Source organism: Phaeovulum veldkampii DSM 11550 (assembly GCF_003034995.1).
GTDB lineage: Bacteria > Pseudomonadota > Alphaproteobacteria > Rhodobacterales > Rhodobacteraceae > Phaeovulum > Phaeovulum veldkampii.
Genome location: NZ_PZKF01000010.1, coordinates 56,714 through 70,887 on the forward strand (window position 1 = coordinate 56,714; position 14,174 = coordinate 70,887).

The window sequence follows — 14,174 nt, forward strand, 5'->3', positions numbered from 1 at the left end:
TGGCGGGGCATTCAGGGCATCTGCCCAACCGGCGGACCCGTCGGGGATTTCTCCCCCGATAGGCCCAACCCCGCCTGTGAAGTGCGCGCCCATTAGCCTGCTTTGACAGCCGGGGCAAGCCCCCGCGCCCCGTATTTGCGGCTGGGTGCGCGGCACAGCGCTCTTGCACAAGGCCCTGGCTGCGGGCAGGAAAGGCGAATGACACCGTGTCCCGACACCCTTTGCATCGGCTCGGCGCTGTGGGACATCATCGGTCGCGCAGCGGGCACGATGATGCCGGGGGCCGACCGGGCCGGGCAGATCGATCGGGCGCCGGGCGGTGTGGCGCTGAATATCGCGGTGGCGCTGGCGCGGCTTGGGCATCGGCCTGCGCTGGTGTCGGCGGTCGGGCGCGATGCTGAGGGCGAGGAATTGATCGCCGCGCTGACTGCCCGCGGGGTGATCTGCGATCATCTGCATCGTTTCGGCGGCCCAACCGACCGCTATGTGGCGATCGAGGATCAGGGCGGGCTGATCGCCGCCATCGCCGATGCCCGCGGGCTGGAGGCGGCGGGCGCTTCCATCCTGCACCCGCTGACCCATGGCCCGCTTGCCACGCCCTCCGCGCCCTGGGCCGGGCCGGTGGTGATCGACGGCAACCTGCCCGCGGCGCTGCTGGCCGCCATTGCCGACGCCCCATGGCTGTCGGTGGCGGATCTGCGCCTGGTCTCGGCCAGCCCGGACAAGGCTTTGCGGCTGGCGCCGTTCCTGTGCCATCCGGGGGCCACGCTTTACCTCAACCGCGCCGAGGCCGGGCTGCTGGCGGGCCGGGCCTGTGCCACCGCGCCCGAGGCCGCGGCAGGGCTGATCGCGGGCGGCGCGCGCCGGGTGCTGGTGACAGACGGCGCGCGAACGGCAGCCGATGCCTGCGCCTGCGATCTGATCACCGCCCTTCCCCCCGCGGTGGCGCTGGCCCGTGTCACCGGCGCGGGCGACGCTTTCATGGCCGCCCATCTTGCGGCTGAACTGCGCGGCTGCCCCCGCGCGCAGGCGCTGCAAGCGGCGCTCGCCCATGCCGCGCGCCATGTCTCAGGAGAAACCGCCGCATGACCGCCCTGCCCCTTTCCGTCTCCCCCGAAGTCCGCGCCGCGCTGGAGACCGGGCGCCCGGTGGTGGCGCTGGAATCCACGATCATCACCCACGGTATGCCTTGGCCGCAAAACCGCGACACCGCGCTGGCTGTCGAGGCCGAGGTGCGCGCCGCCGGGGCCACACCCGCCACCATCGCCGTGATGGGCGGGCAAATCCACATCGGGCTTGACCGCCCGGCGCTGGACCGGCTGGCGCAGGCGCAGGGCGTGATGAAGCTGTCGCGCGCCGATCTGGCGGCCTGTCTGGCCAGCGAGGCCACCGGAGCCACCACCGTGGCCGCCACGATGATCTGCGCGCATCTGGCCGGGATCGCGGTCTTTGCCACCGGCGGCATCGGCGGGGTGCATCGCGGCGCCGACACCAGCTTTGACATTTCGGCCGACCTGCATGAACTGGCCCGAACGCCGGTGACGGTGGTGGCGGCGGGGGCCAAGGCCATACTTGATCTGCCGAAAACGCTTGAGGTGCTGGAAACGCTGGGCGTGCCGGTGATCGCCTATGGTCAGGACGCCTTTCCTGCCTTCTGGTCGCGCGACTCGGGCCTGCCCGCGCCCCTGCGGATGGACAGCGCCGCCCGGATCGCCGCGGCCCACCAGATGCGCGCGCGGCTGGGACTGGGCGGCGGCCAACTGGTCGCCAACCCGATCCCGCCCGAGGCCGAGATCGCCCGCGCCCAGATTACCCCGCTGATCGAGGCCGCACTGGCCGAGGCTGCGGCGCAGGGGATTGCGGCGAAGCAGGTCACACCGTTTCTGCTGGCGCGCATCTTTGATCTGACGCAGGGCCGATCGCTGGCGGCCAATATCGCGCTGGTGCGCGCCAACGCCCGCCTTGCCGCCGAAATCGCGGCCGAAATCGCCCGCGCCCGATAATCATAGGCCAGCCGTTGCGGCGGCGCCCGCCAGCCCCTAGATTGCGCCGGAAAGCAGAGGCCAACGCATCATGTCCGAACCAAATATCATTGACGTTAATCCGCACAAGCGCGGGCTGTTCGGTCGTCTGCGCACATCGTTCCTGACCGGGCTTGCGGTGACGCTGCCGATCGGCGTGACGATCTGGCTGATCTGGACGGTGACCGGCTGGATCGACAGTTGGGTGCTGCCGCTGATCCCGCCGCGCTGGCTGCCCGAGCAATATATCGGCACCAACCTGCGCGGGCTGGGCGTGATCATCTTTCTGATCTTCACGGTTCTGGCGGGTTGGATGGCCAAGGGGCTGATCGGTCGCTCGCTGATCCGCTGGGGCGAAAATGTCGTGGCACGGATGCCGGTGGTCCGCTCGGTCTACAACGGGTTGAAGCAGATCGCCGAAACGGTGCTGTCGCAAAGCGACACCAATTTCGACCGCGCCTGCATCGTCGAATATCCGCGCCGGGGCAGCTACGGGATCGGCTTCGTCTCGTCCAAGGCCAAGGGCGAGATTGCACGCTTTGGCGGCGAGGAAGACCCGCTGATCTCGGTCTTTCTGCCGACCACGCCGAACCCGACCTCGGGCTTTCTGCTCTATTTCCGACGCTCTGAAGTCACCTATCTGGACATGAACGTCGAGGATGCGGCCAAGCTGATCATCTCGGCTGGCCTCGTTTACCCCAACCCCAAAGACCCGTCTCTGCCGCCCGCCACGGCCGAGGCGCTGATGCGGGCCGAGTAAGCGGGGCGGCGCGCGCCGCCCCTGCCGCATCACATCACAACGCGGTCCAGCCGCCATCCACCGAAATCGTGGTGCCGGTGATCTGTTCCGCCGCCGGACTGCACAGGAACACCACCGTCCCGCCCAGTTGTTCCACCGTTGCGAACTGACGCGAGGGCTGGCGTTCCAGCATCACCTTGCGGATCACATCCTCGCGGCTCATGCCGTGGGTCTTCATCTGGTCGGGGATCTGCGCCTCGACCAGCGGGGTCAGCACATAGCCGGGGCAGATGGCGTTGCAGGTGATCGGTTCCTCGGCGGTTTCCAGCGCTACGGTCTTGGTCAGGCCCACGATGCCGTGCTTGGCCGCCACATAGGCCGATTTGAACGGGCTTGCCGTCAGCCCATGCGCCGAGGCGATGTTGACCACCCGCCCCCAGCCGCGCGCGCGCATTGCGGGCAGCGCGGCGGCCGTGGTGTGGAACGCCGATGACAGGTTGATCGCGATCACCGCATCCCATTTTTCGACCGGAAACTGATCGACCGGCGCCACATGCTGGATCCCCGCATTGTTCACCAGAATATCGCAGCCGCCCGCGGTCTCGATCAGCGCGCGACAGTCGGCGCCGTTCGACATGTCGGCGCGGATATAACGCACCTGCACCCCGAATTCCGCCGCCAGCGCCGCGGCCAGCGCGTGATCCTCGGGCCGGTCGGTAAAGGAGTTGAGAACCACATCCGCACCGGCTCGCGCCAGTTCGCGCGCCACCCCCAGCCCGATGCCCGAGTTTGACCCGGTGACGATCGCGGTCTTGCCTTGCAGTGTCATGCCATCCTCCGTTCTGACCGGGCCAAGATTACCCGGCCCCAAGGCGAAGGCCACCGCGAAAACAGCGCCACGGCAGGCCAAAAAAAACGCCCGCACAAGGCGGGCGTCAAGTCATGAGGCAGGTTTCATACAGGCAAGAAACCTATCGAGCAGTAAGGCATTTATAGGCCTTAACGCGGCGCTCTCCAAGCTAAAAGTTTGCGCCCGGCGGTGAGCATCGCTAGCTTGGCGTCTGAAAACACAAGAAAACCGGGGATTGTTGCGATGCGGGCTGCGGATTTTTTCGCCAGATTTCGGTGCCTGCCGCGGGCTGCGGGCCTTCTGTTGTGGGCCGCGGCCTTTGTGGCACTAGCTGAAGGAACCGCCGCCGAAACGCCCCGCCACGCCATCGCGATGCAGGGCGAACCCGCGCTTGGCCCCGGTTTTTCGCATCTGCCCTATGCCAATCCCGATGCGCCCAAGGGCGGCACGATCCGGTTGGGCGAATCGGGCGGGTTTGATTCCCTCAACCCCTGGGTGCTGAAGGGCCGCGCCGCGGCAGGCATCGCCGCCTTTACGGTCGAATCGCTGATGGGCCGCAGTCAGGACGAACCCTTCACGCTCTATGGTCTGCTGGCCGAAAGCGTGACGACCGATACCGCACGGTCCTGGGTCGAGTTCACCCTGCGCGAGGAGGCGCAGTTTTCAGATGGCGCGCCCGTCACCATCGAGGATGTGATCTGGAGCTATGAGACGCTGGGCACCCAGGGCCACCCGCGCTATCGCACCGCCTGGGCCAAGGTGGCAAAGATCGAACAGACCGGCCCGCGCAGCCTGCGGCTGACCTTCACCGAACCCGACCGCGAACTGGCGCTGCTGATGGGGCTGCGCCCGGTTCTGAAAAAGGCGCAATGGCAGGGCCGCGATTTTGACGCCACAACGCTCGATGCCCCGATCGGATCGGGGCCCTATGTCGTGGCGGAGTTCGAGCCGGGCCGGTTTATCCGGCTCAAGCGCAACCCCGACTGGTGGGGCAAGGATCTGCCCTTCAATCGCGGCCAGCACAATTTCGATGAAATCCGCTATGACTATTTCGGCGATGCGGGGATCGTGTTCGAAGCCTTCAAGGCGGGCGAGTTGTCCAGTTGGCGCGAAACCAACGCCGCCGCCTGGGCGCGCGACTATGGCTTTGCCGCCGTCACCTCGGGGCGCGTGGTGAAATCCGAAATTCCGCACGCCCGGCCCTCGGGGATCACCGGGCTGGTGTTCAACACCCGCAAGCCGATATTTGCCGACTGGCGTGTGCGCGAAGCGCTGATCCTCGCCTTCAACTTTGAATTCATCAACGCCACGCTGAACGCAGGGGCCGAGCCGCGGATCGCATCCTACTTTTCCAACTCGGCCCTGGCGGCAGGGCCTGGCCCCGCCACCGGCCGCGTGGCCGACCTGCTGGCCCCGTTCGTCGCCAGCCTGCCCCCCGGCACGCTGGAAGGCTACACCCTGCCCGTGGGCGACGGCACCGAGATCAACCGCGCCAACATGCGCCGCGCCATCAAACTGCTGGAGGAGGCCGGCTGGAGCGTGGAGAACGGCATCCTGAAAGACGTTGCGGGCAACCCCTTCCGGTTTGAAATCGTGCTGGCTCAGGGCGCGGCCGAGGTTCAGTCCATCGTCGATATCTATATCGAGTCGCTGAAACGTCTGGGCATCGTGCCCGTCGTCACCACGGTGGACGATGCGCAATATTCCGAACGCAGCAATTCCTATGACTTTGACATGGCCTGGTATGCCCGCGCGCTGTCGCTCAGCCCCGGCAACGAACAGACGCTGTATTGGGGCGCCAGGGGTGTGACCGAGCCGGGCAGTCGCAACTGGATGGGCGTGAATTCGCCCGCCGCCGAGGCGATGATCGCCCATCTGCTCGCTGCCACCGATCCGGCTGAATTTACCGCCGCCGTGCAGGCACTGGACCGGGTTCTGACCGCGGGGCGCTATGTGATCCCGATCTGGTATGCGCCGGTTTCGCGCATCGCGCATGGCCGCAATCTTCACTTTCCCCCCCGCACACCCTTATATGGAGACTGGCCCGGATTTCAGCCGGATGTCTGGTGGTATGAGGCAGAGAAATGAGAAAACTTATCCTGATCGCTTTGGTCGCGGCGCTTGCAGGCTGCAACACGGTGGCTGGCGTGGGCGAAGATGTCTCGGGCGGGGCGCGCACCGTCCAGAGCTGGTTCTGAGACGTTTTCACTTTGACAGCCGCCCTCAGGGCCGCACAATTACCCACGGCGGGCAGCAGAAGGAGACCTCGCAATGAAATGGCACCATGTGCAGGAAAACTGGCCCGCGTTCTTTGACGCGATCCTTGACCGTTGGCCCGAGGCCGACGAAACCGACCTTGAGGAAATCGACGGTGATCAGCGTGCCTTCATCGCCTATGTCGCCGAACTGACCGGGCAAGAGCCCGCCGATGCGCGCGAGGAAATCCGTGACTGGCTGGCAGGCGAATTGCCGTCGGATGTGGTGATGGACCCGCGCCACGACAATCACTCCATCGCGCTGTCGTCGAAATACATCCCCGAGGGCGAGGATGAATCCGACGACGACGCGCGCTTTGGCGATGATGCCGCCAACGGCTGAGCGGCCCGCCCCCCGGCAGCTTGCATCGGCGCGGCGGGCGGCGTAGCACGTTGACATGATCCGCCCGCACCGATGCACCCGCCTCTTGACCCGCCACTTTCGGGGGCACCCATGAGCCTTGAACTCTGGGGGGTGTTCCTGCTTGCCTCGATAGCGCTGTCACTGACGCCGGGGCCGAATGCGCTTTTGGTGCTGGATCACGGCGCCCGCTACGGGCTGCGGCGCGCGGGGTTCACCGCGCTGGGGTCGGTGCTGGCAATGCTGGCGATGGTGGCGGCCTCGCTGGCGGGGCTTGGGGCGCTGATGTTGGCCTCGGAAACGCTGTTTGCGGCGGTGAAATGGCTGGGCGCGGCCTATCTGGTCTGGCTCGGGCTGCGGCTGTGGCGTGCGCCGGGCTTTGCCGGGGGGCAGATGCCAGACCACGCCGCCCGGCCCATCACCCGGCGCCGGGCCTTTGTGCAGGGCGCGGCGGTGATGCTGTCAAATCCCAAGACGCTGCTGTTCTTCACCACCTTCCTGCCGCAGTTCCTGCGCCCCGATGCGCCGCTTCTGGCGCAATTCATCGTGTTGGGGCTGACGCTGGCGCTGGTGGAACTGGGGGTGGAGCTGGTGCTGGCCGGGGCCGCTGGCCGGCTGGCGCCGTCGCTGGTGCGCCACGGCCGCATCTTCAACCGGATCACCGGCGGTGCCTTTGTCGGCATCGGCGCGATGGTTGCGGCCAGCGGACGGGCCAGCGCATGAGCGCCCCCCGCCGCCGCCGCCTCGGCCTGCCCGAATTTTCGGCGCTGCTGGCGCTGCTCTTTGCCAACGTGGCCTTTGCCATCGACGCGATGCTGCCCGCCCTGCCCGAGATCGCCGCCGCCTTTTCGCCCGATGACGTGAACCGTGCGCAACTGGTGCTGACCTCGTTCGTGCTGGGCATGGGGCTGGGTACCTTTTTCGTCGGGCCAATTTCGGATGCGGTGGGCCGCAAGCCGGTGATCGCGGCGGGCGTGGCGCTCTATGTGGGCGCCGCCATCGCTGCCACCCAGGGCCAAAGCCTTGAGGCGCTGCTGTTGGCGCGCTTCGTGCAGGGCATCGGCGCCTCGGCGCCCCGCGTCGTGGGCCTGGCACTGGTGCGCGACATCTATGCAGGCCGCGAGATGGCGCGCGTCACCTCGTTCGTGATGATGGTCTTTGTGATGATCCCGGCGGTGGCGCCCTCGGTGGGGCAGATCATCATCAACCTTGCTGGCTGGCACGGGGTATTCTGGGCCTTTGCGGTATTTTCCGCCACCGGGCTTGCCTGGCTGCTGATCCGCCAGCCCGAAACGCTTGAGCCCGAACGCCGCCGCCCGCTGCGGGTGCCGGTTCTGATGGCAGGGATGCGCGAGGTTCTGGGCGACCGCGACGTGCGGATTTATACCGCCGTTCTGACGCTGGGCTTTGGCCAGATGTTCGGCCTTCTGTCCTCGGCACAGCAGATATTCGCCGAAACCTTCGGGCGCGGCGACAGCTTTCCGCAATGGTTCATGCTGATGGCGGTACTGTCAGGCGGGGCGGCGGCGCTGAACGGCAAGATGGTGATGCGGCTGGGAATGCGGCGGATGGCGCGCACGGCTTATGGCGTTCAGGCGGTGCTGTCGGCGGGTATGCTGGGCCTGTTCCTGTCGGGCTTGCTGGCGACGCCGTTCGCCTTCCCGGTGTTCTTCGCCTGGGCGGTCAGCCTCTTTTTCATGGCGGGCGTCACCTTTGGCAACCTCAACGCGCTGTGCCTGCGCAAGATGGGTCATATCGCCGGGCTGACCAATTCGGTCGTCTCGGCCGTCTCGACAGTGCTGGCGGTGGCGATCGCGGCGCCGATCGGGCTTGCCTTCAACGGCACCCCGGTGCCGCTGGCGATCGGCGCAGTGGTTTGCTCGGGGCTGGCCTTCGCCTTGATGGGGATCGCCCGCGACAACGACTGATCTTCATCTTGGCCAAAATATCCCCGCCGGAGGCTCCTGTCCTGACCGTGGAAGCCTCCGGCGGGGATATTTTGGCCAAGATGAAAGGATCAGCCCTTCTTTTTCTGCTCCAGCACCTTGGCGGCCAGATCGCGGGCGATACCGAAGGCGCCCTTGATGCGGTCGGCGTCGGTGGCCCAGTCACGCCGCACCACGACCTTGTTGCCTTGAATTTTTGCGCTGCCGCGTTCGGCTGACAGAAACTCCACCAGCCCGGCAGGGTTGGGGAATTTGTCGAGATGGAACTGCACCGTGGCGCCCTTGGGCCCGGCATCCATCCGCGCGATCTGCGCGCGCTTGCACATCGCCTTGATGCGGATCACCAGCAAAAGCGTGTTCACCTCTTTCGGCACCGGGCCGAAGCGGTCGATCAGTTCGGCCGCGAAGCCTTCCAACTCGACCTTGGTGGTCAGCGACGACAGGCGCCGGTAAAGCCCCAGCCGCACGTCAAGATCGGGGATATAGGCCTCGGGGATCATCACCGGCACGCCAAGGTTGATCTGCGGCGACCATTCGCCCTCGCCCGCGGTTTCGGTCAATTCGCCCGATTTCAGCTTGGCGATCGTTTCCTCCAGCATTGCCTGATAAAGTTCGTATCCCACTTCCTTGATGTGGCCCGACTGTTCCTCGCCCAGCAGGTTGCCCGCGCCGCGCAGGTCGAGATCCTGGCTGGCCAGCGAAAAGCCCGCGCCCAGGCTGTCGAGGCTGCCCAGCAGCCGCAGCCGCTTGGTCGCCTGAGGCGTCAGCGGCATCCGCGGCTTGGTCGTCAGGTAGCAATAGGCGCGCGTCTTGGCGCGGCCCACGCGGCCCCGGATCTGGTAAAGCTGACTTAGCCCGAACATGTCGGCGCGGTGCACGATCATCGTGTTGGCAGTCGGGATGTCGAGCCCCGATTCCACGATGCTGGTGGCCAGCAGCACGTCATATTTGCCGTCGTAAAAGGCGTTCATCCGGTCATCGAGTTCGCCCGCCGCCATCTGGCCATGCGCCACGATAAAGCTGACCTCGGGCACATGGCTACGCAGAAAGTCTTCGATCTCGGCCAGATCGCTGATGCGTGGCACGACGCAGAACGACTGCCCGCCCCGGAAATGTTCGCGCAAGAGCGCCTCGCGCAGCGTCACCGCGTCGAATTCCGACACATAGGTGCGGATCGCCAGACGGTCCACCGGCGGAGTGCCGATGATCGACAGATCGCGCACCCCCGTCAGGCTCAGTTGCAGGGTGCGGGGAATCGGCGTTGCGGTCAGCGTCAACACATGGATTTCGCTGCGCATCTCCTTGAGCCGTTCCTTGTGGGTCACGCCGAAATGCTGTTCCTCGTCGATCACCAGCAGGCCGAGGTTGCGGAACCTCACCCCCTTGGCCAGCACCGCATGGGTGCCGATCACGATATCCAGCGTGCCATCGGCCAGCCCTTCGCGGGTTTTGGCAGCTTCCTTGGCCGAGACAAAGCGCGACAGCGGGCGCACTGTGATGGCCGTACCGCGGAAGCGTTCGGCGAAGGTCTTGTAGTGCTGACGCGCCAGCAGCGTGGTGGGCGCGATCACCGCGACCTGCACCCCCGATTGCGCCGCCACAAAGGCCGCGCGCATCGCCACCTCGGTCTTGCCGAAACCCACATCGCCCACGATCAGCCGGTCCATCGGCCGACCGGCGGACAAGTCGGTGACCACATCCTCGATCGCGGCCATCTGGTCGTCGGTCTCGGTATAGGGGAAGCGGGCGGCGAAGGCCTCCCATTCGTGGTGCGGCGCTTCAAGGATCGGGGCCGCGCGCAGCAGGCGTTCGGCGGCGATCCGCATCAGCCGGTCGGCGATCTGGCGGATGCGTTCCTTGAGCCGCGCCTTTTTCGCCTGCCAGGCGCCGCCGCCCAGCTTGTCGAGCAGCCCCTCTTCATGGCCGTAGCGCGACAGGAGTTCAATGTTTTCCACCGGCAGGAACAGCCGGTCGCCGCCTGCATATTCCAGTGCCACACAGTCATGCGGCGCGCCAAGGGCGGTGATCGTTTCCAGCCCCTTGTAGCGGCCCACGCCATGATCGACATGAACCACCAGATCGCCGGGGCTGAGGCTTTGCGCCTCGGTCAGAAAGTTGTCGGCCTTGCGCTTTTTCCGGGGCTGGCGGATCAGCCGGTCGCCCAGCACGTCCTGTTCGGAGACGACGGTCAGCCCCTCGGCCTCGAACCCCTGATCCAGCGCCCAGACCGCAAGGTTCACCCCGGCTGCAATCTCACGTCCGTCGCGGATCAGCCGCGCACCGGCAAGCCCCTCGTCCTCCAGAAGGCCCCTGAGCCGCTCGCGCGCCCCTTCGGACCACGAGGCGACCACGACCGGCCCCGCCTTCAGCCGGGCCTGAACGTGGTCTTTCAGCGCGCCAAACAGGCTGACATTTTCCAGTTGCCGCTCGGGGGCAAAGTTGCGCCCGATCCGGCCCCCGGCATCCAGCACCCCCGGCCCCGGCGGCTGCGGCAGCACCGACAGGCGCACCACCCTGTGCCCCGCCAGCGCGCCCTGCCAGCCCGTCGCGTCAAGATACAGCAGATCGGGCGCAGCGGGTTTGTAGACGGTATCCACCCGGTCCTTGCGCTTCATCGCCTCGGCGCGGGTGTCATACTGGTCGGCGATACCTTCCCACCGGCTTTGGCGCTGCGGCTCGATCTGGTCGTCAAGCATGACCGATGCGCCGGGCAGATAGTCGAACAGCGTTTCCAGCCGGTCGTGGAAAAAGCCCAGCCAATGTTCCATGCCCGCGTGTTTGCGGCCCGCGCTGACCGCCTCGTAAAGCGGGTCATCGGTGCCGCCTGCGCCAAATTCCACCCGGTAATTCTGCCGAAATCGGCTGATCGCGGCGTCGTCCAGGATCACCTCGGACACCGGCGCCAGATCAATATGCTTGAGCTTTTCGATGGTGCGTTGGCTGACCGGATCGAACCGGCGCGCGCCGTCCAGCACATCACCGAAAAGATCGAGCCGCACCGGCCCGCCCGGCCCCGGCGGAAATATGTCGATGATACCGCCGCGCACGGCGTAATCGCCCGGTTCAGAGACGGTAGAGGTCTGCGAAAACCCCATGCGGATCAGAAAGTTCCGTAGCGCCGCCTCGTCGATCCGCCCGCCCACGCGGGCGGCGAAGCTTGCCCCGCGCAGCACCGCGCGCGCGGGCACCCGCTGCATTGCCGCCGACAGCGTCGTCAGCAGCACGAACGGCCCCGGCACACCCGCCGCCAGCGCCGCCAGCGTGGCCATCCGCGTGGCCGAAATCTCGGGGTTGGGGGAAACCCGGTCGTAGGGCAGGCAATCCCATGCCGGGAAGGTCAGCACCACCGCCTCGGGGGCAAGGAAGGCCAGCGCGGCACGCATCGCCTCCATCCGGCGGTCATCGCGGGCGACATGGACCACCGGGGCGCCCCGGCCCAGCTCGCGGGCGACAAGGCGGGCGTCAAACCCCTCGGGCGCGCCCGACAGAACGATATGAGTGTGCTGCGTCATCATCGCCCCGAGGTATCCGGCAGGGGGGCATTGTCAACCCTTGGTCGTGGCCTTGCGCGGCGAAAACTGGTGGTGCTTCAGTTCAGCACCGACATCTCGATATTTTGCAGCATCCCCCAGAACCCGGTCACCAGCAGGGCCAGTGTTCCGATCAGCCGGACATACAGCCGATGCCGCCGCAACTGGCGGATCACCTCATCCGGCGACGACCGGCCCGCCGCGATCAGCGCCGCGATCTGGCGCGCGCGCACCAGCGACAACGCCCCCACGACCGACAGCGGCACAAGGATCAGCGCCACCGCCTGAAAGAACTCGATCCCGAAACCAAAGCCGATCACCACCAGCGACGACAGCATGAAAGACCCCAGCGCCGTCAGCGCCACCTCATGCCCGCCGACAAGCCATAGAATCCGCGCGACGTTGAGCCGCACCAACTCGTGCAGATCCTCGGCCACTGCGCCGCCACGACGGCCTGCGCGACGAACCTGATCATAGGGCACCCCCAGCCCCCAATGCGCGGCCATCGACCAGATGGCGGCCAGCGAAAGCCAATACCACAGGCTGGAAAACGACCGCAGGTCGAAAAACTGCGAAAGGATCTGGGTCAGGGTCAAGGTCTGTCTCCGCACCGGGCCACGATCACACTAGGCCAAGCCGCCGCTCTGCGAAACCATCTGCGAACGGGGCCGGGTCACGGTTTCGCAGGCGCGCTGCCCTCTTGAGAATGTGACCGATCCGTGTCACCCCTCGGGGCGCAAGCCAGTTCAGCCGAAGGCCAAGCCATGATCCCGATCCAGCCCCCCTTCCCCGTCTCTCGCCCGCGCCGCATGCGCGGCAGCGCCGCGCTCCGTGATCTGGCGCAGGAACACCGGCTTTCGGTCAAGGATCTGATCTGGCCGATCTTCATCACCGATGTGCCGGGCGCCGATGTCGAGATCGCCTCGATGCCGGGCGTCGTGCGGCGCACTCTCGATGGCGCGGTGCGCGCCGCCGAAGAGGCGGCCGAGCTGGGCATTCCGGCGATCTGCCTGTTTCCCTTCACCGATCCCGCGCTGAAAACCGACTTGTGCGAAGAGGCGTGGAACCCCGACAATTTCTATAACCGCGTGATCCGGGCGATCAAGGCGCGGGTGCCCGAGGTCGCGATCATGACCGATGTGGCGCTTGATCCCTACAACGCCAACGGCCACGACGGCCTGGTTCGCGATGGCATCATCCTGAACGATGAAACCGTCGAGGCGCTGGTGAAGATGTCGCTGGCGCAGGCCGAGGCGGGGGCCGACATTCTGGGCCCGTCCGACATGATGGACGGCCGGATCGGCGCCATTCGCAGCGCCACCGAGGCCGCGGGCTTCAAGGACATCACGATCATGTCCTATGCCGCCAAATACGCCAGCGCCTTCTACGGCCCGTTCCGCGATGCGGTGGGGGCCTCGGGCGCGCTGAAGGGCGACAAGAAGACCTATCAGATGAACCCCGGCAATTCCGACGAGGCGATCCGTCTGGTCGCCCGCGATCTGGCCGAAGGTGCCGATATGGTGATGGTCAAGCCCGGCATGCCCTATCTGGATATCTGCCGCCGCGTGAAAGACGCCTTTGGCGCGCCCACCTTCGCCTATCAGGTGTCGGGCGAATATGCGATGCTGATGGCTGCGGCCAACAATGGCTGGGTCAAGGGCGAGGCGGTCATGCTGGAAAGCCTGATGGCCTTCCGCCGTGCGGGCTGCGATGGCGTGCTGACCTATTTCGCCCCCGAGACAGCGCGGGTGCTGCGCGGATAAGCGCCGACCCGCCGGTTTGTCCCTGGTCACCACAAGCCCGAGTGACACGGCGCGCAAATTGCACTATCTTTTGCGGTAACGGGCCAGAGATAGGCCCGACCCTCGGCAAGTGGAGCAGCACAATGACCCAGATTTCCCGACGTGGCCTGATCCTGACCGGCGCGGCAAGCCTTGGCCTGGCGGGCTGTGGCAATGGCATCGGCACCGATGGCGCGGCCAAGCTGGATGCGCGCGTTGACGCGATGCGCGACTATCTGCTGTCGCGCTACCCCGGAACGCAGGATCTGATGTCAAAGGCGGTGGGCGTGCTTTACATGCCGCTGATGACCGAGGCCGGCTTTGGTTTTGGCGGCGCCTATGGCCGCGGCGCGCTGCGCATCAACAACGTCACGGTGGATTACTATTCCGCTGCCTCGGCCAGTTTCGGCTTTCAGATCGGGGCGCAGCAATATGCCCATGCGCTGTTTTTTATGACCGAACCCGCGCTGGCCGAGTTTCGCCGGGCGCAGGGCTGGGCACTGGGCGCCGATGCGCGCTATGCACTGCCCGATGGCGGCGGTGCAATCGGCACCGACACCACCACAACGCTGGCCCCGGTCATCGCGCTGGTCTTTGGCCAGGCAGGGCTGATTGCGGGCGCAACGCTGGAAGGCACCAAATACACCCGGATCATTCCCTGATACGTCAGGGGCTTGCGGGGAAAAGCTGA

Annotated in this window: 13 protein-coding genes; 10 read left to right on the forward strand and 3 right to left on the reverse strand. The window is 66.3% G+C overall.

Features of this window, described 5'->3' with window-relative positions; translation table 11 throughout:
• Positions 1–198: 198 nt before the first annotated feature.
• The 3 genes from C5F46_RS06090 (at position 199) to C5F46_RS06100 (ending at position 2,781) form a co-directional block, all read left to right on the forward strand.
• Positions 199–1,089: a PfkB family carbohydrate kinase gene (locus C5F46_RS06090; protein WP_107324470.1), complete on the forward strand. Its 891-nt coding sequence runs from the start codon at positions 199–201 to the stop codon at positions 1,087–1,089.
• Positions 1,086–2,003, forward strand: coding sequence for a pseudouridine-5'-phosphate glycosidase (locus C5F46_RS06095; RefSeq protein ID WP_107324471.1), 918 nt, complete (start codon positions 1,086–1,088; stop codon positions 2,001–2,003). Before C5F46_RS06090 ends, C5F46_RS06095 begins: the two co-directional genes overlap by 4 nt.
• Positions 2,004–2,073: 70 nt before the next feature.
• On the forward strand, positions 2,074–2,781 hold the full coding sequence (locus tag C5F46_RS06100; protein WP_107324472.1) for a DUF502 domain-containing protein: 708 nt from the start codon (positions 2,074–2,076) through the stop codon (positions 2,779–2,781).
• Between the two features lie 34 nt (positions 2,782–2,815).
• Here C5F46_RS06100 and C5F46_RS06105 read toward each other — a convergent pair whose 3' ends face one another.
• The gene (locus C5F46_RS06105) at positions 2,816–3,589 is read right to left on the reverse strand and encodes a 3-hydroxybutyrate dehydrogenase (protein ID WP_107324502.1); all 774 of its coding nucleotides are present in this window, start codon (positions 3,587–3,589) and stop codon (positions 2,816–2,818) included.
• 264 nt (positions 3,590–3,853) lie between these two features.
• On the opposite strand from C5F46_RS06105, the gene C5F46_RS06110 reads away from it, so the two are divergent.
• From C5F46_RS06110 to C5F46_RS06130, 5 genes are all read left to right on the forward strand, one after another.
• Positions 3,854–5,698, forward strand: coding sequence for an extracellular solute-binding protein (locus C5F46_RS06110; protein WP_407947341.1), 1,845 nt, complete (start codon positions 3,854–3,856; stop codon positions 5,696–5,698).
• The gene (locus C5F46_RS06115) at positions 5,695–5,808 is read left to right on the forward strand and encodes an entericidin EcnA/B family protein (protein WP_107324473.1); all 114 of its coding nucleotides are present in this window, start codon (positions 5,695–5,697) and stop codon (positions 5,806–5,808) included. The genes C5F46_RS06110 and C5F46_RS06115 overlap by 4 nt, the downstream gene beginning before the upstream one ends.
• A gap of 73 nt (positions 5,809–5,881) precedes the next feature.
• The gene (locus C5F46_RS06120; protein ID WP_107324474.1) at positions 5,882–6,208 is read left to right on the forward strand and encodes a hypothetical protein; all 327 of its coding nucleotides are present in this window, start codon (positions 5,882–5,884) and stop codon (positions 6,206–6,208) included.
• Between the two features lie 111 nt (positions 6,209–6,319).
• Complete coding sequence (locus C5F46_RS06125; protein WP_107324475.1) at positions 6,320–6,949, forward strand: LysE family translocator; 630 nt, start codon at positions 6,320–6,322, stop codon at positions 6,947–6,949.
• Positions 6,946–8,154: a multidrug effflux MFS transporter gene (locus tag C5F46_RS06130; RefSeq protein WP_107324476.1), complete on the forward strand. Its 1,209-nt coding sequence runs from the start codon at positions 6,946–6,948 to the stop codon at positions 8,152–8,154. Before C5F46_RS06125 ends, C5F46_RS06130 begins: the two co-directional genes overlap by 4 nt.
• 89 nt (positions 8,155–8,243) lie before the next feature.
• Here the strand turns inward: C5F46_RS06130 and mfd are convergent, their stop codons facing one another.
• On the reverse strand, positions 8,244–11,684 hold the full coding sequence (mfd, locus tag C5F46_RS06135; protein ID WP_107324504.1) for a transcription-repair coupling factor: 3,441 nt from the start codon (positions 11,682–11,684) through the stop codon (positions 8,244–8,246).
• Between the two features lie 77 nt (positions 11,685–11,761).
• Positions 11,762–12,298: a component of SufBCD complex gene (locus C5F46_RS06140; protein ID WP_107324477.1), complete on the reverse strand. Its 537-nt coding sequence runs from the start codon at positions 12,296–12,298 to the stop codon at positions 11,762–11,764.
• Between the two features lie 168 nt (positions 12,299–12,466).
• On the opposite strand from C5F46_RS06140, the gene hemB reads away from it, so the two are divergent.
• Both hemB and C5F46_RS06150 read left to right on the forward strand, forming a co-directional pair.
• Complete coding sequence (hemB, locus tag C5F46_RS06145; protein ID WP_107324478.1) at positions 12,467–13,465, forward strand: porphobilinogen synthase; 999 nt, start codon at positions 12,467–12,469, stop codon at positions 13,463–13,465.
• A gap of 122 nt (positions 13,466–13,587) precedes the next feature.
• Complete coding sequence (locus C5F46_RS06150) at positions 13,588–14,145, forward strand: lipid-binding SYLF domain-containing protein (protein ID WP_107324479.1); 558 nt, start codon at positions 13,588–13,590, stop codon at positions 14,143–14,145.
• Positions 14,146–14,174: the final 29 nt, after the last annotated feature.